We start from the raw sequence: 23,492 nt of genomic DNA on the forward strand, positions 1-23,492 counted from the left end.
CGCTATAAAAGCAAATCTTCCGTTTGTGCATAAATATCTGTCATGGACAATGTCAGACCGACAGTGGCCAATTCCAAAGAATCATGAAGCTGATACGCCTCTGACGCCAAAAACCAAAATCCTTCTTCGTTTTTCCGAAAAACTTCTGCCGAAAATGCGCGTGAATTAATCAAAACATATTCCTGAAGAGACGGGATACTACGATAAAAGTGAAACTTCTGCCCGCGATCATAAGCCTCTGTGCTTTCTGATAACACTTCAATAATGACAGACGGATTTAAAATCGTATCTTTTTTGTCATCCAGATATTGATTTTTGTCACAAACAATAATCAAATCAGGATAGGTATAAAGACCGGTATCGGGAATATGAATTCTTTGATCACTGGAATAGGTGCGGCACGATTTCCCTTTGAAAAAGCCCCCTATTTCGATTGACAAATTTTCCACAACACGGTTATGATTATGCCCGGCACCGGCCATCGCAAAAATCTCCCCCTTATAGTACTCGCTTTTATATTCTGCCTCGCGTTCCAGTTCAAGATATTCTCCGGCTGAATAATATTTTTGAGGTTGTGCTGTCATAATGTTTCGGTTCTACAACAAAAATAGTTAATTATGTTAAAAAACATCGTTGTCTTAAATACGTTGTCTTTGTATTAATGTTACATTTTGCCTTAAAACAATCTATGCGCCGTCTCTTCGTCATCCTGTTCAGTTTAACCTTTTTTATTTCCAATGCACAAAATACGGACGTGCGTCTGGATGATTTCATTTATACGGACGATATCAAAACTGTATTTTTATACCCGGGTATTGCGGACAAAGAAAACCCGACCCGGTTGATCGCGCCACCTGTTATCCCGATGCAAAGCAGTTTCCCGCTCGTGCTTGAATTTGATGATATGACGACCAATCTGTCAGGATTGCGCGCTAAAATAATTCATTGCAACGCCGATTGGACCAAGTCAAATCTGAATGACATCGAGTTTACTTATGAGTACAACGATTACCCGATTACCACCTATGAGCAGTCATTCAGTACCAAAGTAGCTTACACGCATTATCGCTTTGAAGTGCCTAAACTTAAACTCTCCGGAAATTATATTCTGGTGGTTTCTACCGACCGGGGCCGCAGAACGTTGCTGACCAGAAAATTCATGATCTATGATACCAAGGTTAACATCACGGCCCAGGCTCGTTTTTCACAGGGAATCCAGCAGCAGTTTTCCGACCAGCAAATCGATTTCAGCATTGACTATAAAGGCTACAACCTCATTTCACCGCAACAGGACCTAAAAGTTATTCTTCGAAAAAACTTCCGCTTCGACCAAACACGCTCCGGTTTTAAGCCGACCAATGTCAAGCCCTTTGACCAGATTCTCGAATACACCTTCTTTGACCTTGAAAATACATTTCCCGGCGGCAACGAATTCCGTTATTTTGATAGCCGAACCCTGTCTGGCCGTGGTTATGGCGTTTATGCGCTGGAACGTACGACTGAAAATACAAGCCTGACATTAACTCCCGACCGTTCACGTGCCGACAACGGTTATCTCCAAATTGAAGATTTAAACGGCCAGTATATTGTCGACCAAAAAGAGTCGGGACGAGGCAGTGTAGAGGGGGATTATACGCCGGTTTTGTTTACATTAAAAATCCCGGAAGATCCTGATGTGACGTTTTATGTAAACGGAGCCTTTAACCTCTGGCAGCTCAATGACCGCAACCGGATGGAATTTAATGCAGATACACAGGCTTACCAGGCCGATATTCTGATCAAACAAGGTGTTATCAACTACGAGTATACAGTGGTGAAAGGAAATCCGCCAAAAGCCGATGACGGATATGTGGAAGGCAACTATGGCGTTACCGAAAATGATTATGACATCCTGATCTATCACAGACCGCCAACCAGCAGATCTGACCTTTTGATCGGATATAAAACGATCGAGTGGAACAGAAGAAGATAAATTTCCTGTGATTGCAACTTTATATTTATTAGATTAGTGAATAATATTCATCAACAAATACAAATAATGTAAATCGCGGTACGTATGAAAACACATGCACCGGCATGGGATTTAACGCCAAACTTATATCTCACGAGGAATGAATCTGAAATTATCGACTGTTTGGTAGATCATCACGAAATGCCCGTTGAATTTGATGAAAATCACGTCATTTCCTTCTTTAATGATACCGACCTGCATCTGGTACTTTATTTTTCAAAACAGGAAGACAGAGGATTCCAAATGTATGTCATTAAGGATTTTTCGATTCACGTGGATGATATGATCCTGCTCCGGGAGCTTTTTGGCAGACTGATCACAGACGGATTCAGTGTTTTGGTATTGCAAAAAGCACAGTACCGGATTGATCACATCATTTCCATGTCCAAAACATTCAGGGCGATGCTGCATAAAGATTTAGCCGATCATTTTGAAGATAATTAATATCCGTGTAAAATCAGAAGGGCCGAATCAATCTTGACCCAGCCCTTCTGATTTTATATGCTTTTTGTCAATTACACATTGAAACGGAAGTGCATAATATCACCATCCACAACAACGTATTCTTTTCCTTCAACCGCCATTTTTCCAACTTCTTTCACACCAGCCTCTGATTTGTATTGCTCATAATCAGCCAGCTTGATCACTTCTGCACGGATAAATCCTTTTTCAAAATCAGTGTGAATTACACCCGCTGCCTGTGGCGCTTTCCAGCCTTTCACGATCGTCCAGGCCCGAACTTCCTTAACACCAGCAGTGAAATAAGTGATCAGGTTTAATAAAGCGTAAGAAGCCTTGATAAGTTTGGCCAAACCGGATTCCTTCAAACCATATTCTCCAAGGAACATTTCGTGCTCTTCTGCATCTTCAATTTCAGAGATCTGCGACTCAATGGCAGCACAAAGTACAATGACGTCCGCACCTTCATGTGCCACGGCTTCTCTCAATTTTTCAGAATATTCATTGCCTGAAAGCATCGATCCTTCGTCAACGTTCGCTACATAAAGTACCGGTTTGTCCGTCAATAATTTCAAATCACCAACAGCCGCTTCTTTCAGATCTGCGTCAGCAACGACAAGGCTCCGGGCATTTTTACCCGCTTCCAGTGTTGCTTTATATTGTTTCAAAAGTTCAAGTTCGGCTTTTGCCTTTGCATCGCCGGCCCTTGCGCCTTTTTCAGTTTTCTGCATTTTTTTCTCGACCGACTCAAGGTCCTTCAACTGCAATTCTGCATCGATGATTTCCTTGTCAAAAACAGGATCGACCTTTCCTTCCACGTGCACCACGTTTTCGTCCTGAAAACAACGCACAACGTGTACAATCGCGTCAACTTCACGGATATTGGCAAGGAACTTATTTCCCAGACCCGCACCCTGGCTTGCGCCTTTTACCAAACCGGCAATATCAACGAACTCCATGATCGTTGGTATCACTTTCTGCGGTTTTACCAATCCGATTAATACATCAATACGCTCATCCGGCACAGTTACGACGCCGACGTTTGGTTCGATGGTACAGAAAGGATAATTGGCAGCTTCGGCTTTACCGGTAGAAATAGCATTAAATAAAGTGGATTTCCCAACGTTCGGTAATCCAACAATTCCACATTGAAGGCTCATAAAAACTAAGACAAATGGGATGAGAAGACGATTTAAGCCATAATTCTCATCATAGTAAATGGTAAATGGCCGTACTTAAGTAGCAAGCCCTGATAATTTTTACGCAAAATTACCAATTAGCTGACAGAAAAACTAAAAGCCTTCGTCAATGATTGCGAAGGCTTCTCTTAAAAACGTAAAGTTTTCTTATTCCCACTTCAAATCTGATTCTCCAATCGCGTCTACTTCATCCGCTTTGGCCTCATATTGAGAAAAATCAACTTCTGGCATTAATTCTGTTTTCACGTGATCAACCGCATCTTTCAAAGCTTCTACAAACTTATCAAAGTCTTCTTTGTACAAAAACATCTTATGTTTCTCATACGTGAATCCCTCTCCCTGCGGATGACGCCGACTTTCGGTAATGGTTAGGTAGTAATCGTTGGATCGCGTAGAGCGAACATCGAAGAAGTAAGTCCGTTTTCCCGCCCTGACCCTTTTGGAGTAGATTTGCTCTCTGTCTTCCACTATGTTTAGTTTTTAATAGGTTTCCAAACGCTAAAATAGAAAGTTTATTGCTGCGAACAAAAAAACCAGAAGATATTAGCAAATCCTTAATGCCTCAAAAATTAAAACTTTATGCATTTATCTTGTACTTTATCAACATAACACAAGCATTTGTATGTTTATTCCGTTACATTTGAATAATATGCGGGACTGTGCGCCGGTGCTGCACCGCTATTATGGTAAAGAATAGGGCTCAACAAGTCCTGTTTATGTTCCACCTAAACGCTCAGATATGACTTATCATCGGATTCTGATTCTATTGTTTTTGTCCCTGGCCGGACTCCCTGATGCAAGCGCACAGATAAGCCTTGGCAAAACTGAAGTTGGTCGTGCTTCATTCTATTCAACTCGCTTTCATGGGCGAAAAACCTCCTTTGGAGAAGTTCACAAGAGCACGGAACTCTCCGCCGCCCATCGCACGCTGCCACTCAACACCATGCTGGAGATCACAAACCTGTCTAATAATCAAAAAGTTATCGTTCGGGTCAATGACCGCGGACCTTATTCCAAAAACAGAATGGTTGACATCAGTAAAGAAGCAGCCCGTGTAATTGGAATTATTTCAAATGGCGTTGCCAACGTATCCATGCGGATCGTGGGTATGGAAGGAATGGTGATGCTCGACACCAATGAAGAGGTAGATCACAAAGCCGGTAAGATTATTTCGATGCGTACTAAAGATTAACGCCGTTTTTAAAACTGTATGAATAACAGACAGCTGGATTTAGCAAAAATAAGAGAATTTGGTAACCTGGAATTCCTGGCTAAACAGCTGGTTGAAGGCTTTATAACCGGGCTTCACAAATCTCCTTTCCATGGTTTTTCCGTAGAATTTGCCGAACACCAATTGTATAATACCGGTGAATCGACAAGAAATATTGACTGGAAAGTTTTTGCAAAAACAGACAGATTGTATGTAAAACGTTACGAGGAAGAGACTAATCTTCGCTGTCACATATTGCTGGACACCTCGTCTTCCATGTATTATCCGGAAGAAAGTTATGGCAAAATGACGTTCAGCCTGATGGCTGCGGCAAGCCTTACCTATCTTTTACAAAGACAAAAAGATGCCGTCAGCCTGTGTACATTTTCAGACGCCGTTGAAATGCAGACTGCGGTAAAATCCACGCCCTCGCATGTGCACAAGATCATGCAGGAACTGAATGTACTTTTACAGAAGAGTCGTCCGCTGCAAAAAACTTCAGTTGCGAGCGTCCTCCATCAGCTGGCGGAGAAAATCCATAAACGTTCGCTGGTTGTTATTTTCAGCGATATGTTTGACAATATTGAAGAGGCTGATCAGATATTTTCGGCACTGCAACATTTACGGCACAACCTGCATGAGGTTCTTCTGTTTCATGTAACGGATAAAAAAACAGAAGAAGCTTTTGCTTTTGAAAATCGTCCATACGAGTTCATTGACCTTGAATCGGGAGAAAAAATAAAAGTGCAGCCCGAGCAGGTACGCGAATCCTACCAGAAATTTGTCGGTGAGTTTTATCAGAAACTTAAACTGAAATGCGGCCAGTATAAAATCGATTTCATCGAGGCCGATATTGCCAAAGGTTTCGATCCTGTTTTGATGGCCTATTTAGTGAAGCATTCGAAAATGAGGTAATTTTTGTAGAAATTTACGGATCAAATCCTATACGTCCGGTCTGGCGGATAATTTCTATGAATCAACTTTCCTCATTTTATCTATTCCTGATTCTATCCATTACGTTTGTTGGCTGCCATTCGGCAAAAAAATCACTTAAGCGTAGCGATTTTGATGATTCCGTTTTTCGCGCAGCAGATAAATTAAAAAGCACCCCAACCCACAGCGCATCGCTGGAAATCTTAAAACAAGCCTTTCCAAGCGCTGTCGCCCAGCACCGGGACGATATTACCCGAAATGAAACGGCTCCTGATTTGCCAAAATGGGAGCTACTGATGGCGTCTTATCAAAAACTGAATAAACTTTATGATGCCGTAAAAACCTGTCCGGTCTGCATGAAGGCAGTCGACGCCAGGAACTATTATGAAGAGGAAAGAAATACACGTCAAAAAGCCGTTGAAACACATTATGCGGAAGGCGTAAAGTTTTTATCGCTGGGCGACCGGCAAAATGCGCGCACTGCTTACGATCATTTCGAAAGAGTCAATGAACTAAGCCCCGATTATAATGACATTCAACGCAGATTAGATGTTTCCTACAACATCGCGTCTTTCAAAGTTGTGGTTGAACAGGTTTTGGTTACTTCAAAAATGTACCAGCTCAGCAACGTTTATTTTCAAGATCGTATTAATGATTTTCTGAAAACCAATCAGCGGATCAACAAGTTTGTACAGTTCTACACACCTGATGAAGCAGCTAACAGTAAACTAAAACCAGACCATGTTATTACCCTTCAATTTGATGATTTTGTCGTCGGGCAAACGCTGATAGAAAAAAATACCGAGACAGTTACCAGCAAGGACAGCGTGAAAGTCGGTGAGAAAACCGTGACCCGAAAAAAGGTTGAGTTTTACGACAAGGTAAAGGCTAAACTTACAAAAAACCGAAAAACAGTCCATTCCAGCGGTTTACTCGATATGCGTATTGTGGATTTTAAAACCAGACAGCAGGTTAATCAGGAAAAATTCAGCGGCGAATACAACTGGGTTTGTGAATGGGCAAATTTCAACGGCGACGAACGTGCCCTTACCGCAGCGCAACTAAGAATGTGTAAAAGCCAGGAATTATTACCGCCTGACCCGCAACAGCTTTTCGTTGAGTTCAGTAAACCGATTTATGATCGGCTGACAGATAGGCTGCGGAGTTTTTATGTGAAGTATTAATAGGTTTCAAAAATCTGCAATCCATACCATATCTCCATAGGAGAACCCTGTTTATAGGAAACATATCATATGACAAAACTGGCTCCATCGGAGCCTCCTGGCAATGATCAGGAAACTCTGATGGAGTTGTCTTTCGTAACTAAACGAGCTGGCTAGAAACAGGGTGCCCCTAAACGGGCATTCCTTCCGCTTTACACTTCGATGATTGAATTCGCACCACTTATCAAAAATATCCGTGCGTATCTACGCTACCATATTTTAGTGCAATTTCCAGTCTTTTCGTCATAAACACCCCTCCCGTCGCCATGATACTCACCGTATTGTCGCCCTTCTTCAAAAACTTAGCCGGAACGATAAAAGCATACATTTGCTCGCCTTCCTGCAAACCTTTTTGGCGGTCGAATTGTGCGGGATAATCTGCTTTTTGAATTGCCAGACGATTTCCGTTTATTTCTACATCGAATGGAGCTTTACGATCGTTTCTGATAAATAAGATTGCTTCCTCAGGGTTGACGGTTTCTACATCATCTCCTACAAAAATGGAGGCGTTGCTCTTTTTTCCTCTTCCACATCCCATGGGCAGATCGGCTACTTGCAATACGCGGTAGGCAGGCGTCGTACCGTCGGATGCACAGAAAATTTTGTTCCGGCTCTCCAAAGTTTTGAGAGAACCTATTTCTTTCAACAAAGACGGCACTGCGTATCTACACGATAAACCTCCTTCTGTCGCGACTATTTTTTCTTTATTGATGCGCTTATAGAAGTCGAAATAGTAATTAAATAAATGAATTCCATCTCCCTGATTTAGTAAATGAGAAGCCATGCCTTTATACATGCCATGCGTATAAAATTCATAGGGCGTGTACCCACCGGAATCGATCGTTCCATATACGGGAATCTTGGGGTTCTTTAAATCTGTCTTAAATTTCGCAACAGGGGTAGCCGTTTCACCAGGCCAGTGTGCACCGATGGAAATAAAGTCAATAAGTCCCATAGATACCCATTTTTTCACATCCAAACCTTTTTGCAGGCACCCTTCAATGGTAATAGGAACCCGAACCGATAGCGTCAAACGCTTGCCTCTCTTTTTCCCTTCGACGTCGAGTTTCAGACGAATATTCTGGATCATTTCTGTGATGAGGTGTGCATTTTCACTGGCTTCCTCAGGTTTAAAAAAAACAGCGAACCTCATAAAATCTAAATCAAATCCATCAATCATGTCATACTTTTCGATCTGCTCGTGAATGAGATTTAACTTATATTGTCGTACTTCTGCATGCTTGAAATTCAAAGCATTGCTGCTGTTGTAGCCTTGGGAGTCTTTTCCAAGCCAAAACTGCGGGTTTTGAATCCAGAAGTCAGGATAAACCCATGCGCAAAATTGTGTACTGTCAGCAAAGTGCAGATCATTCATACGGAAAGTAACGATGGCCTCAAGCCCATTTTTCTTCGCGCGTGTTAAAGAAGCTGCAATCACATCGGTTCCTTCCACCTCCAGATTTTTGATGTTCCGATGGTATTTTTTCCAGACCGCTACTGTTTCCGGCTTGCTGTTACAGGCTACTTTCCCTTCCAAATCATCACAAAATGTTCGGGCATATTTGGACTTATAGTATACAAAATCGCTGCCCGTATTCATCATGAATGTGGTAACCTGTGTACTAGAAACCATGTCTACGTAGTTGTTAATATCTGACACAGCGAGCGGTTTGTCCAGATCAAACCAATTATTGCTTAATGCATCTGTACCATCATTGTTATGAATAATTCTGAATTGAGGTGATTTCTTGGCAGGGGGTGTTGAAAAACCAGATTGGCAGAAAGCTATTATTAAACACGAAAGTAGTTTAAATTTCATAGGGTAGGAAGGTGTTTTGAATTGGAATAAAAGAGAATCGAAGTACTTTGTACTTCCGAAGCAAACATAGTTAAAAGAAAGATAAATTCACCAAGCCGACCGATTCTCAATAGGGTTTAATGAAAAGAGGGAAATCAATTAAAAGCCTGTTTCTATGTTAAAAAAATCAAATCAATCGGATACATCCCATCGGAGATCCTTATTTATAGAAAATAGTTAAAATAACGAAACTGGCTCCTTCGGAGCCTCCTGTCGGGATCGGGAAACTCCGAAGGAGTTGTGTCGCAAAATCAAACCAGCTAACTAGAAACAGGGAGCCCATCAATAGGCATTACACAGCATTTTCTGAATCTCCTTACTTATTCAAAAACAACTCCATAAAAAGCTGATCCAAATGCGCAACCATCACCACTTCAATTTTCGCGTCCTTAACATCCAGCCCCTTTCCGTTATACTTTGAGATGTAAATCTTCTTAAAACCAAGTTTTGCCGCTTCTGAAATCCGGCTTTCGATTCGATTTACGGCCCGTACTTCCCCGCCAAGCCCGACCTCTGCCGCAAAACAGACCGACGGCGGAATAAACGAATCTTCATAAGAAGACACAATCGAAGCGACTACGGATAGGTCAATGGCCGGATCTTCAACCCGTAACCCGCCGGCTACATTTAAAAATACATCCTGAACACCCAACCTGAAACCGCCGCGTTTTTCCAGCACCGCCAAAAGCATCTGTAACCTTTTGGCATCAAAACCCGTCCCGCTTCGCTGTGGTGTTCCATAGGTAGAAACGCTGACAAGCGACTGAATTTCAATCAAAAGCGGGCGATTCCCTTCCATCATCGAACCAATGGAAATTCCGCTAATCGGTTCATCACGCTGGGAAATAAGTATCTCCGAAGGATTGCTAACCTGGCGTAGTCCGGCTGCATGCATTTCATAAATACCTAATTCCGAAGTACTTCCGAAACGATTTTTTACCGTTCTTAAAATTCGGTAGGTGGTATGTCGGTCCCCTTCAAATTGTAAAACCGTGTCCACCATATGCTCCAGCACTTTCGGCCCCGCCAGTGAACCGTCTTTGGTAATGTGCCCGATCAGAAACACGGGAACACCGGTTTCCTTGGCATACTTCATAAATTCCGCTGTACATTCCCGAACCTGCGAAACGCTTCCCGCTCCCGATTCAATGTACGCCGACTGCATGGTCTGTATCGAATCGATGATCAGGATTTCAGGTTGAAAATCTTCAATCTGCCTGAAAATATTGGTCGTATGTGTTTCTGTAAGGATAAAACAGTTGTCACTTTTCGAAGACATCCGTTCCGCACGCATCTTGATCTGCTGCTCAGACTCTTCGCCTGAAACATACAAAACCTTTTTCTTCGTAAGCGTCAGCGCAATTTGCAGCATCAGCGTCGACTTCCCGATCCCGGGTTCCCCTCCGATCAGCACCAGCGATCCCTGCACAATCCCTCCGCCCAAAACACGATTTAATTCACCATCATCGGTAATAATTCTCGGTTCGTTCGCGTATTCGATCTCGGCAATGGCCTTTGGTTTACTGGCAAGGTTAATCGCTTTCCAGGACACCGTCGTTTTTTTATCCTCTTTTTCGATCACTTCCTGCACCATGGTATTCCACTCTCCGCAAGAAGGACACCGACCAACCCATTTGGGCGAATTGTATCCGCATTCCTGACAAAAATATGCTGTTTTGGCTTTGGCCATAAGGGGTTTCTCTTAGTTTGTTGTCGTATAAGTTGTTATATTATTGTCTTCTAAATCTTGCCAAAGATGCAAACCTTTTCCACGTTAAATCAAAAAACAGTAGATTTACGTACCGTTTTTTATATCCAGACGTTATCAATCGGATTTAGTCATCAACAATTATTCCGTATGAACGTATTCAAGACAACAATTTTCGCGGGCCTTTTATTCCTGACCACAGTAATTTCTGCGCAGGCTCAGTCGAAGGGTTTCGCTTTTGGTTTAAAGGGCGGTGTCAATTTATCCCGTTTGACGATGGGAAATGTTTTGACGACCCGCTACGACGACAACGGGAACGCCTATCTGAAATATGACGGTTCCGAGGTCAGAGATAATCTTAAACAAAGTTTTGACACAAAAACCGGCTGGGTTGGAGGTGCCTGGATGCGATTTGGACGCACGATATTTGTGCAGCCCGAGGTTTTGGTTTCTACAAAGGGAGGATCTTTTAATATTATCCCCGATGGCTCCACTACTGCGGAGACTGTAAAAATCAAGTACAGCAACATTGATGTACCCTTGCTTATCGGATTAAAAGGCGGGCCGATCCGTATTTTAGCCGGGCCGTTATTTTCTTTTCGCGTTGGAGATAATCAGAAGCTGAGTGATGCATTCAAGCAGTATTCCTCGAACCGGGATAACGCTTTATCAAATGCAGTCGTTGGTTATCAGTTTGGTGCAGGACTTGATCTGGGGAGTTTTAGTCTTGATGTCCGCAAAGAAGGTACTTTTACGGATCTTGCCACCTTTAAATTAAATGGCAAACCAATTGAGGGAAGCAATGCAACGGTACGCCAGAAAGTAACTTCATGGCAGGTAACGCTGGGCCTTAAACTATTTTAGATTGACTAGACAACAAAACATGCAGCCGTCGATCTGGCGATGGCTGCTGTCCTTATGAATAACCCACTAATTTTTACCTAGTAAATATTTTATCGATAGAATATGTGTTTCGTGTCAGGCACTGATACGACGGTTGGCATGATCAAGAATGCCGGTTATTTCTTTGATTTTTCTACGGGATACAATCACTTCTTTACCGCAGGCCATTTTTAGCATACGATCATCCTCCATGCGTTCTACAACGTAATTCGAATTAACCAGATACGATTTATGAACTCTGATAAAATTGTTTGCCAATAGCTCCGCAAGCGATTTTAACGTTTTCGAAACCAAATATCTTTTACCGGCATTGGTATAGATAAAAGTATAATTCCCTTCTCCTTCCAAAAATGTAATAATGTCAGGGGTAAGAAATATCGTTCTGCCCATAGACTGAACTGAAATGTGAACTGTCCTGTCAGCCGATGCATTGTCCGACAATGTTTGATGAGTAAAGTTTCCTAAAGTTTTCATAATGATGTTTTGGGGCTGGTTTTCCGACGTTGTTTTGTGATTCAAATGTAGATGGAATATTCATGTAAATAAAGTACCCATAATTAGGTATTTTAACACAAGTAACTGAATAACATAGAGTTAAATCAATACTTAGAAATGAAATGACGTAACTGACCTTATCAAAACACGTAATTTTACCTAGTATACAAAACATCCAAAACGGGCTCTTTTTTAGGTTAAATTTTATACTCTTAAAAAATCTCAGCTCAGGCCGCGTAACTTTATCTATCTTTGCAGCAGTTTTCACACCAATATCGCCTGTTCGATAGCTGGTTTAGAAGAAATAGAAATTAGTGGAACACGGCAGTTGGCAGCCAGCAATCTGGTTCCGATTACGGTTCTTTACAACCAATAAAATTTATGATTACTGATCGGGTAAAGGAATTACTCCAAGAAATTGAAATAAGCCAGGTTGACAATAAAGAACAACTTGAAGCATTTCGTTTACGGTACATTAGCAAGAAAGGCGTTGTTACCGAATTATTTGACGGGCTTAAAAACATTCCTCAGGAAGATCGCCGTGCCGTTGGACAGGAATTAAATACATTAAAAAATCTTGCTCAGTCCCGTTTTCAGGATTTTACGACAAAACTGGAAGAGGTTTCCGATAACAATGAAGGCAGCCAGATTGACCTGACTTTACCCGTTGCGCCTAACCTTCAGGGCAGTATCCATCCTCTTACCATTGTTCGCCGCAGAATTATTGAGATTTTCGAACGTATGGGATTCAATGTTTCTTACGGACCGGAAATCGAGACGGACTGGTACAATTTCGGCGCGCTTAATTTTGCTGATAACCACCCGGCGCGTGAAATGCAGGATACTTTCTTTATTTCAAAAGGAGAAGGTGCCGTAAAGGATGATGTGCTGCTAAGAACGCATACTTCCAATGTTCAGGTGCGTTTGATGGAAAGACAAAAACCGCCGATCCGTTCGATCATGCCGGGACGTGTCTTCCGTAATGAAGCGATTTCGGCGCGTGCGCACTGTGTATTTCATCAGGTAGAAGGACTTTATGTCGACCGCAATGTTAGCTTCAAGGATTTAAAAGATACACTGCTTCACTTTGCCAAGGAGATGTTTGGTAAAGATTCCAAGATCCGTCTGCGTCCTTCGTATTTCCCTTTCACAGAACCCAGCGCGGAAATCGACGTAAGCTGCTTTATATGTAAAGGAAAAGGCTGTAACATTTGCAAGCACAGCGGCTGGGTAGAAATTGCAGGTTCAGGTATGGTTGACCCCGCTGTTTTGGAAAATGCAGGCATTGATGGTGAAAAATTTACCGGTTTCGCATTTGGCATGGGCATCGAGCGTATTACGATGCTGCGTTACGGAATCAGTGATTTAAGATTATTTACAGAAAACGATGTGCGGTTCCTAAGACAATTCGAAGGCGCCTGATAGCAATCTTTAACCTGATTTTTAATCATAATCTCAGGCAAACATTGAACGCATATAAAATCCGGTTTTCCAGTGGAATTAATTTCCAATCTGGCAAATCGGATTTTTTTCAAAATCTCGTTTCGAGGTAATAAGGTAACATTCTCTTCCAGGCCCACCAGTCATGGGGTATATCTTCCCCCCAGATATCCAGTTCATGGGGTACATTTTTAGCGTTTAAAATATCAGATATCTGCCTGGAACACCCCGGATGTTCATGCGCTCCCGACCCGGTAACAAAATGAATATGTCTGCTTTCCCTGTAAAGCGACAGTTGCCACTCGGCTTTTAATTGCGACAGATATTGAATGGGCGAATTGAAATACACATTGTCATCATAATATCCATCTGTATATGCGCTTAAATCGTAACAACCACTCATGCCAACCACGCCGTGGATAGCATCAGGATAACGAAAAAATAAATTGGCCGCATGAAAGGCGCCAAGAGACGCACCACCGGTTATAATCTGATTTTTCTGACTGGTTGTGTCTTTTATAAAAGGAATGACTTCCCGGATCACATAATCATTAAAATGCTGATGGCGCATCGCCTTGTCATATCCATTCATATGGGGATTGAGCCAGCTTTCTCCATTGATACTGCTGATGCAATAAACCTTTACCTTTCCCGAATTGATGTAAGGGGCTATACTTTCGATAAGTCCGTTTTGTTCGTATTCGAGATAATCCGACGCCGCAGTGGGAATTAATAACAAAGCAAATCCATAATGGCCATAAACCGCGATATCCAGCGGTTTATTAAGCGAAGGGCTGTACCAGCTGGCTACTTCACGTTGCATCTCGTTTTAATTTAAAGTTGATAAAGTTCCGGACAACCTGCCCTACCATCAAGACCAACATTAAAAAATTGATGCCAGTCCGCCATAATCCAGTGCTGGCATCAATTTTTTTAAACGACTCGAAAAAAAACGGACCGATCCTTAATATAAAACCCAGGTATCTTTTCCTCCGCCACCCTGCGACGAATTCACGACCAGCGATCCCTTTCGCAAGGCAACACGGGTAAGTCCGCCCGGAATCACACTGATTTCATCACCATATAAAATATACGGACGAAGGTCAACGTGGCGCCCTTCTGCATGTCCATCAACCATACAGGGAACCCTCGAAAGCGAAATTGTCGGCTGCGCGACATAATTACGCGGGTTATCCCGTATTTTTTGTCTGAAAATCTCATGTTCTTCCGGCGTCGCTTTAGGCCCGATCATCATCCCGTATCCACCAGCCTCATTGGCTTCCTTCACGACAAGATCATGGATATTTGCTAAAACGTACTCAAAATCGTCCGGTTCACGGCAGATGTATGTTTTTACATTGGGAATAATTGCTTCTTCCTTAAGATAATACTCAATGATGCGCGGCACATACGCATAAACCACTTTGTCATCAGCCACACCCGTGCCCGGTGCATTCGCCAAGGCGACACGTCCTTTCTTATACACTTCAAAAATACCCGGAATACCAATCAATGAATCCAGATTAAAGGCTTCCGGATCCAGGAATGTGTCATCAATACGACGATAAATCACATCGACGATCTGAAGACCGCTCGTTGTACGCATCTTCACATAACCATCCGACACGACAAGATCCCGGGCATCCACAAGCTCTACCCCCATTTGCTGTGCCAGATACGAGTGCTCAAAATACGCCGAGTTGTAAATTCCCGGTGTCAGAACCGCTACCGTTGGATTTGGTCTGTCCGCCAGGTGCTGAAGCATTTGCAAAAGCCGGGTCGGATAATCCGAAACCGGCCGGACACCGGTACGCGCCAACACATCCGGAAAAATCTGTTTGGACAGCTCCCGGTTTTCAATCATATAAGAAACCCCGGAAGGACAACGCAAATTATCTTCCAAAACCATAAAAGTTCCGTCATCCCCTTTGATCAAGTCGGTTCCCGTAATATGGCACCAAATACCTTTCGGCGGATTAAGCCCGATGCAAGGTTTAAGAAAACACTTGCTGGATTCAATCAGATCCCTGGGCACAACACCGTCATTTAATATATTCTGCTCATTATACACGTCATGGATAAACATGTTCAGCGCTTTGATACGCTGCTTAAGTCCTTTTTCAAGCCATTCCCATTCTGCATTTGGGAGTACGCGCGGTATGATATCTATCGGCATAATCCGTTCTGTACCTTCCCCTTCCGAATACACATTGAAAGTTATTCCCATCGAAAGCAAAGCCCGTTCTGTTGCCAGCTGTCTGTTGGTAAGATCCTCGTTGGTTAAATTTTCAAATTTATTTTTTAGATGCTCATATCCCGGACGAATTTGTCCATCGGGCGTAAACATCTCATCGAAGAAATCCTCGCATTGATAATCAGAGAATGAAAAATTCATACAATACAAAATTTGAATAAGTATATTTCTAGTATTTACAAAACAATATATGGCATATGTTTCAATTTGCAAAATATTCACACAACATATTGCAACAGAAGTTAATTAATTTACTAAAAGAACGGCATCGTCCGATACCAATGATTTAGCTGTTAAATGTTTATAAAAAAGAATAATGCAAATCCCGGCTGAATACGACTCATGCAATATATTCATAAAAAGGCCACGAGCATTTCCTTACGATTATTATTACCCCCTTAAATAAACAAACGTTGGATGTCAGTCCGCTTCATGTTTAATTTGTACCGGGAATAATGAAAATGAAGGTTTACCGTTTTAACCACATGTCTAAAAATTGGTTGCTTATTGGGGGAATAATACTTGGAATAACGAATACTGTCTTGGCGCAACATCTTCAGGGAATTGCGATGGGCAATTATTCCGGGACTCAGGCCCTATACCATAATCCCGCATTTGTCGCCGACTCCCGTTACAGTGTCTATGTTAACCTGGTCGGCTCGCAGCTTTATACAGCAAACAGTGGCGTCAGATACAATGCTCCTTATTCGTTTTTGAGTTTGATCACCAATCAGGTTTCTTCTGAATACCGGAATGAAAAAGGTGCCGTTTTGTTTCCGCGTGCCTACCTGAAAGAAAGGCTGAATGGCCGGGATAAATGGCTGAATGCAGGCGGAGATACCCGTTTGCCATCGATTATGTTCGGGCTTTTTAAAAATAAGATCGGTGTCGGGTTTTCAACGCGCGCCCGTTATTATGTCAATGCCTCCGGCATTACAGAACCGCTTTCCCGTCTGATCAGCAAAACGACAAGGCTTGAAGAATTGCAGGGCCAGCATTTTGATAACCAGTCCGGGCGTCTGCACGTCAATGCGCTGGGAGAACTGGCGATGACCGTCGGCGGTGTGGTCATGGATAATGAAACCGATTTCCTGAAAGTCGGTGTCACCGTTAAAAGGCTGATCGGACTGTACAATGCACATGTGGAAATCAATAATTCCTCATACTCCATCCAGCCAGATCCTGCCTGGACTACCAGAACGCCTTCGATTCCCCGTCACATGATCGTTGGCGACCAGATCGACGTTAAATACGGGATAACCCGGGATGAAGCCTTTCAAAATATCAAGCCAAATGCCTCCTGGTTATTAGGCAATGCACCTGCCGGCAGCGGCTGGGGATTCGACCTCGGTGCAGTTTACGAGTACCGTCCGGATGTTCATAAATATTCGTACACCGAAAAAGGTGTGCGAAAAAAAGACGCCAGCAAAAACAAGTACTTATACCGGGTTGCCGTTTCGTTGACCGACATAGGAAGGGTTCATTTCAAAAACCCGACCTACCTGCTGCAACAGGAAGTTGTTACAACAGGTAAGATTTTACGATATGACGATTTTCAAAACTTAAAGGGATCGGAAGGAGCTTTTGATGCGGTCAATGAAGCTTTCGGTGTTTCGGGATCTCAGGCAGCCCATTTTTATTCCGTATTGCCAATGGCTTTACAGGCAAGTGTGGACTATAATATCCAGCCAAAAATTTACGTCAATGCCTTATGGGTACAAAATCTTATTCCGCAAAGTACTTTTGGCATGAAAAGCGAATCCATGCTTGCTGTGACGCCGCGCTACGAGCATAAGTGGTATGAAGTTTCTGTACCGATTTCGATCATGAACCGATACGGTTCGCCCGCCATTGGCCTAGCCGGACGTGCGGGACCGTTCTGGATCGGAACTGACCATATCACCGGTTTATTAAATATCGGCAACCCGAAATCTTTCAATTTGTATTTTGGTGTATCTGCCGGTTTGTTCCGCAGACCGCCTGATATCGGTAATAAATGCTGGCCACCGGAAAATTCCTGGCTAAGGCGAATTTTCAGCAGACGCTGATCGTTCTTACTAGTAAATGCACCACAATCTTGGTAATTAGCATAACCTATAACATCAACTTTAAACCAAAAAGGATGAGAGAGATAGAGAAAACAGAGGAGGAATGGCAAAAAGAACTGACTGGCATGCAGTGTTTTGTCTTGCGTGAAAAAGGGACCGAGCGCCCCTATTCCAGCCCATTGAATGACAATAAAGAAGAAGGCATTTATGTATGCGCAGCCTGTGATACACCTTTGTTCAGCTCTGAAACCAAATATGATTCCGGATCAGGCTGGCCAAGTTTTTATACACCGATCGGAGAACAAAGTGTAGAGGAAATTGTTGACAAAGCCCACGGCATGATCCGTACAGAAGTGGTTTGCAGGAAATGCGGAGGCCATCTGGGGCATGTTTTCAACGATGGCCCAAAACCAACCGGATTGCGGTACTGCATGAATGGTCTGGCATTAAAATTTAATAAAACGGCCTAGTATGCGCTGATCGAAAAGCCGGACATACCGAGATATGTCCGGCTTTTCTTATCTTTGACACCTTATGAACCTTAACGTTTGATGGAAGTTATCAAAACCTTCTACAATAAATTAAAAGCATTGTTTCAATTCACTGGAACACAGCTTAAAGCAATCATCAGCAGCTCCCTTTACAAACTTTGCACCTTCTTTGTCGGCAAAGCGAAAACGAATGCTTATATCGCTGCCATCCATGAAAAACAAGCTGCTTACGACGCCTGGTGGGATAAGAAAGTAGATAAAAACTCCGCGTTTTATAAGCCGGTAGTCTTCACCTGGAAATTGTTTTTATACGGATTTATAGGCGCCTTCTTTTATATTTTCTGTGTCGAAACCAATTTTCTCTGGCTGATGGGCAGTATGCCAAGTGTTGAAGATCTTCAGAATCCGAAAGTTTCGCAGTCATCAGAAATTTATACATCCGACGGGGTCATGATCGGTAAGTTCTATACCGAGAACAGGACACCGGTTCCTTACGAAAAAATTTCCCCCAATCTTGTCAAAGCACTTATCGCGACGGAAGATATTCGCTTTTATGAACATTCCGGGATCGATTACCGTGCAATGGCCGGTGTTGCGGTCGGCATTGCAAGCGGCGAAACAGACCGCGGCGGAGGAAGTACCGTCACGCAACAGCTGGCGAAGAAGCTTTTTAAAACAAGAAAGAGAGACGCACGTGGTCTTTTGGGTTATGTGCCCGGTGTCAGCACGCTGATCTACAAAACCAAGGAATGGCTTACGGCGATCAAACTGGAAAGGAATTTTACGAAACAGGAAATTCTGACGATGTATTTCAATACCGTGGATTACGGTAATAATACTTACGGGATTAACACGGCCGCCAAATCATATTTCAGCAAAACGCCGGACAGTTTGAATGTGCAGGAAGCTGCGGTACTGGTAGGTTTGCAAAAAGCAACAACGACTTATAACCCTGTAAGGAACATCAAACGTTCGCTTGAAAGAAGAAACGTTGTGATCGGACAGATGCAGAAATACGGTTATTTGACGGCCAAACAAGCCGATTCGATCAGTGCGCTGCCTATCGAACTGAAAACAAAATTTGAAACTCCTTACGACGGCAATGCCAATTATTTCAAAAATGCAGTCGTTGATTTTGTAAAAAAATGGGGCGACGAAAACGGATATGACCTTTATACCGATGGCTTGAAAATTTATACCACCATTGATTCCCGTATGCAGGAAAAAGCGGAGGAGGCCATGACCCAAAGAATGAAGCAGCTCCAACGCGTTTTTGAAGACCATTGGGGTAAGCAAAACCCGTGGATCGATGAAAACGGTGATGAGATCCCTAATTTCCTTGAAACGGTCATCAAGCGTACCAGCCGATACAAATCATTGGTTGCCAAATTCCCCAATAGCCCCGACAGTGTTTCTTATTATCTTACAAAAAAGGATAGCATGACGGTTTACGACTGGAAAACCAGCGGCGAGATAACGAAATACTGGAGTTCGATGGATTCCCTTGACTATTACAAACGTATTTTGCGCGCCGGAATGATGGCTATGAACCCACACAACGGCCAGATTAAGGCCTGGGTTGGTGGGCTGGACTACAATTATTTCAAGTATGACCACGTAAAACAGGGACGTCGTCAGCCGGGATCAACATTCAAACCTTTTGTTTATACCACAGCGATTGACGATTCTACGTATAACATGACGCCCTGCGACCAGATTGAAGATAAGCCTTTTGAAAAGACTTATATGGAAGATGGTGTGGAAAAACAGTGGAAGCCCAAAAACGCAACAGGACATTTTTCGTATTCCAACATGACACTTCGCCGCGCTTTGGCACAATCGGTGAATTCAATTACGGCGCAGCTGACCGAAGATGTCGGCGCGGCTGATGTGGTGCGTTATGCTAAAAAAATGGGGATCACAACGCCTTTGAAGGCGGTTCCTTCCATCGGGCTTGGGCCATTTGACGTCACACTTTATGATATGGTGGCAGCGTACAGCGTTTTTGTCAACAATGGCCAGTACCAGGAACCTATTTTGGTGACAAAAATTGAAGATCAAAAAGGGAAAATCATCCAGGAATTTGCGCCGGAACCGCGTCAGGCTATCAGCCGCGAATCTGCGTTCCTGATGATTCATATGCTGAAAGGTAGTGTTGAAGAGCCCGGCGGAACTTCGGGAAGCATCCGGTGGAGATTTGATGTGGCTAAAAATAATAATGAGATCGGCGGAAAAACGGGAACAACTTCCAATAACTCGGATGGATGGTTTATGTGTATCACACGCGACCTGGTGATCGGTGCCTGGGTTGGCGGCGATGACAGAAGTATTCACTTCCGAACCACCAATCTCGGGGAAGGGGCAAAAACAGCGCTCCCCATTGTCGGCAGTTTCCTTGAAAAAATATATCGTGACAAGTCAATCGGTATAGAACCCGGACCATTCCCAAAACCAAGTTTCAAGATCAGCAAGGAATATAACTGTCCAAGTTACTACCAGCCAAGCCAGAGCGATTCACTTGAAGTCGGCAGTGACAGTTCAGATGCCAAAAAGCCTGAGGATGACTTTCTGATCGGGCCACCACCGATTCCGCTTGATACAGGAAGAAGAAATTAAAAAATTATAAGAATTGAAGGCGCGGAGAAATTGATCTCTGCGCCTTTGCTTTTTTAACCTAATATCTAATCTATTTTCCCGCTTCGTCTCCTACCTTTTTTGTCGCCCGATAAGCTTGCCAAGCCTGGACTGAAAAACTAAGTACAAGAATAGCGGTCAAAAAAACTTTTCCTGTAAAGAAATCAGCCCGGAAGAATAATGTATATCCTTGCGTAAATAGTATATTAAAGTTCCGGCTTCGACCGAGAAAAAGAATAGTCGTGTGTGAGGATTTTTAAGTTCCATGGTTGTTGTCTAATAGAAAATCCTGAATAAAACTCAGTCTTCCCTAACCTTTCTATAATGCTTAAAATAAATCATTACCAAAAGAATCAATAGCAAAGAAGAAATTACCAGATAAAACAGATACATGTGCTCGTTTGGCTTCTTTACCGATATGAAATCTCTGTAAGCCATCCAAAGCTGTAAGAGACAAATTACAATCGTACCAATGTTGTTCTTTAAGAGTTTCATCTCAGCCCGAGAAATAAATTTTTAGATATTTATCCTTCAGCAGACCTCACGAACCCCGCATTCTAAGAGCTTAGCTCTTCAACGCCATCCCCCAAGAGAGATCAGCTTCAATTTTACAGAATAAAAAATCTTTAACCAAAGCTTATTCCAAATTCGATTAAAATATTCTACCTCAATACATTAACGATACAATGCCCTACCCAATCTTCAAAACCTCCTTATACTGCATCCGGTACAAATTAGCGTAGAAACCTTCTTTTTCAAGCAGTTGTTCATGGTTTCCTTCTTCCATAATCTCCCCTTTATCAACCACGATAATCTTATTGGCTTCCTGAATTGTCGATAACCGGTGCGCGATTACGATGGCGGTTCTGCCCTTCATTAGCTTTTCAATGGCTTTCTGGATAAGTTCCTCGGTTTCGCTGTCGACGGATGAAGTGGCTTCGTCGAGCACTATTATTTTAGGATCGTGAACCATCGCCCTTACGAACGAAATCAGCTGTCGCTGGCCCACGGATAAGGTCGCGCCACGCTCCATTACATTGTAGGTATAACCACCCGGAAGTCTTTCTATAAAGTCATGAACACCAACCAGTTTGGCTGCTTCCACGATTTTGCCGTGCGTGATCGTATCGTCACCCAAGCGGATGTTGTTTTCAATCGTGTCAGAAAACAGGAAAACATCCTGTAAAACCACCCCGATATTTCTCCTCAGCGCCGTCAGTTCGTATTCATGAACCTCGATTCCGTCAATAAATATTTTTCCTTTATTGATATCGTAAAAACGGCTCAGGAGATTGATAATGGAAGATTTTCCGGCGCCAGTCGCCCCAACAAAAGCGATGGTTTCACCTTCATTCACTTTGAAATTGATGTTTTTCAAAACATAATCTTCATCATTGTAAGCAAACCAGACGTCTTTAAATTCTACTTCTCCGCGAATTTTTTCAGGCACATAGCTTCCGTCATTGGATGTAAACTCGTCACTATCAAGCAATGTCAGGATTCGGTCGGTACTGACAATACCCATTTGCAGTGTGTTGAAACGATCGGCCAATTGACGTATCGGCCTGAAAAACAAGTTAATAAACATCACAAAAGCCGTCACCGTACCAAAAGTTACTTCGGCATTTAAAATCTGTTTTGAACCATACCAAACCACCAGACCGGTACCTGCCGCCGAGATAACATCCGCCACCGGAAAGTATATCGAATAGTACAAAATCGACCTGATATTGGCATCCCGGTGGACCTTATTAATTTCTTCAAACTTCTTATATTCAATAGCTTCGCTGCTAAAAATCTGCACGATACTCATACCGGTGATGTGCTCCTGGACAAAAGAATTCAGGTTGGAAACAGCGGCACGGACTTCGTTGAAAGCATCCTTGATCTTTTCTTTAAAAACATAGGTACAAAACAACATCAGCGGGATCATGGAAAGGCTAATGATCGACAATTTCCAGTCCGTATAAAACATCACCCCGATGATCAAAACCAGTTGCAGGATATCGCCTGCTATCGCCGCCATACCATCACTAAACACATTGGAAAGCGTTTCTACATCAGAAATAGTCCTGGTAACCAGACGGCCGATCGGCGTATTGTCGAAAAATTTCAAGCGCAAACCGATAATCTTTTCGTAAAGCTGAACCCGGATATCACGAATAATATACTGCCCAAGCCAGCCAGCCATGTACGTGTTCCAAAACTGAACAAATCCCTGGACAATCAACACCACCACCATAACAACCAGCATTAACGCCAGCTGGTTATAATTTCCCTCCGCAATTGGTTTGTCAATAGTATATTTTATCAAAAGCGGCGTCAAAGGCGCAAGCACCGCGTTGATCATGATGATGCCGATCAACAAATAAAACTGCTTCTCGTATGGCCTAACGAACGTATATAAACGTTTAAGAGTTGAAAGATCAAATATCTGGCCGCTTTTGGTTTCCTGATTCACAGACTGGTGGTTGTTTATTCTGGTTTTCTTGCTGACGAAAATCAAGCAGTACGATCATGCTCATTAAACACAGCGCATTCACTTATATCTACTGATCAACAACGAAAAAGTAAAATTCGTCACCAAAGAAACGAAGAATTCATTTTTTTGTCTAACTTTCTTCAC

The 23,492-nt window shown here is 42.8% G+C and carries 19 protein-coding genes; 10 read left to right on the top strand and 9 right to left on the bottom strand.

Translation table 11 applies throughout. The features are described from left to right. Positions 1-2: 2 nt before the first annotated feature. Positions 3-584, bottom strand: a complete 582-nt coding sequence (locus tag RB622_RS08355) for a Uma2 family endonuclease (protein ID WP_308046104.1) — start codon at positions 582-584, stop codon at positions 3-5. Positions 585-688: 104 nt separating this feature from the next. On the opposite strand from RB622_RS08355, the gene RB622_RS08360 reads away from it, so the two are divergent. Then, positions 689-1,972, top strand: a complete 1,284-nt coding sequence (locus tag RB622_RS08360; RefSeq protein WP_308046105.1) for a DUF5103 domain-containing protein — start codon at positions 689-691, stop codon at positions 1,970-1,972. Positions 1,973-2,056: 84 nt separating this feature from the next. Next, entirely contained in the window at positions 2,057-2,455 is a 399-nt protein-coding gene (locus RB622_RS08365) for a hypothetical protein (protein WP_308046106.1), read from the top strand. A 71-nt stretch (positions 2,456-2,526) separates the two neighbouring features. On the opposite strand, the gene ychF is transcribed toward RB622_RS08365, so the two are convergent. Continuing rightward, a complete protein-coding gene (gene ychF, locus RB622_RS08370; protein WP_308046107.1) occupies positions 2,527-3,630 on the bottom strand; it encodes a redox-regulated ATPase YchF in 1,104 nt (367 codons plus the stop codon). Between the two features lie 186 nt (positions 3,631-3,816). Continuing rightward, complete coding sequence (locus tag RB622_RS08375) at positions 3,817-4,137, bottom strand: DUF3276 family protein (protein ID WP_090335433.1); 321 nt, start codon at positions 4,135-4,137, stop codon at positions 3,817-3,819. Positions 4,138-4,408: 271 nt separating this feature from the next. Between RB622_RS08375 and RB622_RS08380 the strand changes: the two genes are divergently transcribed. The 3 genes from RB622_RS08380 to RB622_RS08390 are packed head-to-tail and all read left to right on the top strand — an operon-like array spanning position 4,409 to position 6,996. Beyond that, positions 4,409-4,861 carry a septal ring lytic transglycosylase RlpA family protein gene (locus RB622_RS08380; protein ID WP_308046108.1) on the top strand — a complete coding sequence of 151 codons (453 nt, stop codon included), beginning with the start codon at positions 4,409-4,411 and terminating at the stop codon, positions 4,859-4,861. An 18-nt stretch (positions 4,862-4,879) separates the two neighbouring features. Next, complete coding sequence (locus RB622_RS08385; protein ID WP_308046109.1) at positions 4,880-5,794, top strand: DUF58 domain-containing protein; 915 nt, start codon at positions 4,880-4,882, stop codon at positions 5,792-5,794. Between the two features lie 56 nt (positions 5,795-5,850). After that, a complete protein-coding gene (locus tag RB622_RS08390; protein WP_308046110.1) occupies positions 5,851-6,996 on the top strand; it encodes a hypothetical protein in 1,146 nt (381 codons plus the stop codon). A gap of 223 nt (positions 6,997-7,219) precedes the next feature. On the opposite strand, the gene RB622_RS08395 is transcribed toward RB622_RS08390, so the two are convergent. Beyond that, a complete protein-coding gene (locus RB622_RS08395) occupies positions 7,220-8,854 on the bottom strand; it encodes a hypothetical protein (protein WP_308046111.1) in 1,635 nt (544 codons plus the stop codon). Between the two features lie 355 nt (positions 8,855-9,209). Beyond that, positions 9,210-10,583 carry a DNA repair protein RadA gene (radA, locus tag RB622_RS08400; RefSeq protein WP_308046112.1) on the bottom strand — a complete coding sequence of 458 codons (1,374 nt, stop codon included), beginning with the start codon at positions 10,581-10,583 and terminating at the stop codon, positions 9,210-9,212. Between the two features lie 168 nt (positions 10,584-10,751). Between radA and RB622_RS08405 the strand changes: the two genes are divergently transcribed. Beyond that, complete coding sequence (locus tag RB622_RS08405) at positions 10,752-11,465, top strand: porin family protein (protein ID WP_308046113.1); 714 nt, start codon at positions 10,752-10,754, stop codon at positions 11,463-11,465. A 114-nt stretch (positions 11,466-11,579) separates the two neighbouring features. Here RB622_RS08405 and RB622_RS08410 read toward each other — a convergent pair whose 3' ends face one another. Continuing rightward, positions 11,580-11,978, bottom strand: a complete 399-nt coding sequence (locus tag RB622_RS08410) for a LytTR family DNA-binding domain-containing protein (RefSeq protein WP_308046114.1) — start codon at positions 11,976-11,978, stop codon at positions 11,580-11,582. A 402-nt stretch (positions 11,979-12,380) separates the two neighbouring features. Between RB622_RS08410 and pheS the strand changes: the two genes are divergently transcribed. Then, on the top strand, positions 12,381-13,421 hold the full coding sequence (pheS, locus tag RB622_RS08415) for a phenylalanine--tRNA ligase subunit alpha (protein ID WP_308046115.1): 1,041 nt from the start codon (positions 12,381-12,383) through the stop codon (positions 13,419-13,421). Positions 13,422-13,530: 109 nt separating this feature from the next. Here pheS and RB622_RS08420 read toward each other — a convergent pair whose 3' ends face one another. Further along, on the bottom strand, positions 13,531-14,262 hold the full coding sequence (locus RB622_RS08420; RefSeq protein WP_308046116.1) for an alpha/beta hydrolase-fold protein: 732 nt from the start codon (positions 14,260-14,262) through the stop codon (positions 13,531-13,533). Between the two features lie 141 nt (positions 14,263-14,403). Continuing rightward, positions 14,404-15,834 (bottom strand): circularly permuted type 2 ATP-grasp protein, encoded by a 1,431-nt coding sequence (locus RB622_RS08425; RefSeq protein ID WP_308046117.1) that lies wholly within the window; start codon positions 15,832-15,834, stop codon positions 14,404-14,406. Between the two features lie 401 nt (positions 15,835-16,235). On the opposite strand from RB622_RS08425, the gene RB622_RS08430 reads away from it, so the two are divergent. The 3 genes from RB622_RS08430 (at position 16,236) to RB622_RS08440 (ending at position 20,848) form a co-directional block, all read left to right on the top strand. After that, complete coding sequence (locus RB622_RS08430) at positions 16,236-17,741, top strand: DUF5723 family protein (protein ID WP_308046118.1); 1,506 nt, start codon at positions 16,236-16,238, stop codon at positions 17,739-17,741. Positions 17,742-17,815: 74 nt separating this feature from the next. Further along, complete coding sequence (gene msrB / locus RB622_RS08435) at positions 17,816-18,211, top strand: peptide-methionine (R)-S-oxide reductase MsrB (protein WP_308046119.1); 396 nt, start codon at positions 17,816-17,818, stop codon at positions 18,209-18,211. A gap of 81 nt (positions 18,212-18,292) precedes the next feature. After that, positions 18,293-20,848: a transglycosylase domain-containing protein gene (locus tag RB622_RS08440; protein WP_308046120.1), complete on the top strand. Its 2,556-nt coding sequence runs from the start codon at positions 18,293-18,295 to the stop codon at positions 20,846-20,848. Positions 20,849-21,557: 709 nt separating this feature from the next. On the opposite strand, the gene RB622_RS08445 is transcribed toward RB622_RS08440, so the two are convergent. Next, entirely contained in the window at positions 21,558-23,327 is a 1,770-nt protein-coding gene (locus RB622_RS08445) for an ABC transporter ATP-binding protein (protein ID WP_308046121.1), read from the bottom strand. Between the last annotated feature and the right edge of the window lie 165 nt (positions 23,328-23,492).

It is taken from the genome of Dyadobacter sp. LHD-138 (assembly GCF_030929615.1).
In the GTDB taxonomy this organism is placed as follows: Bacteria; Bacteroidota; Bacteroidia; order Cytophagales; family Spirosomataceae; genus Dyadobacter.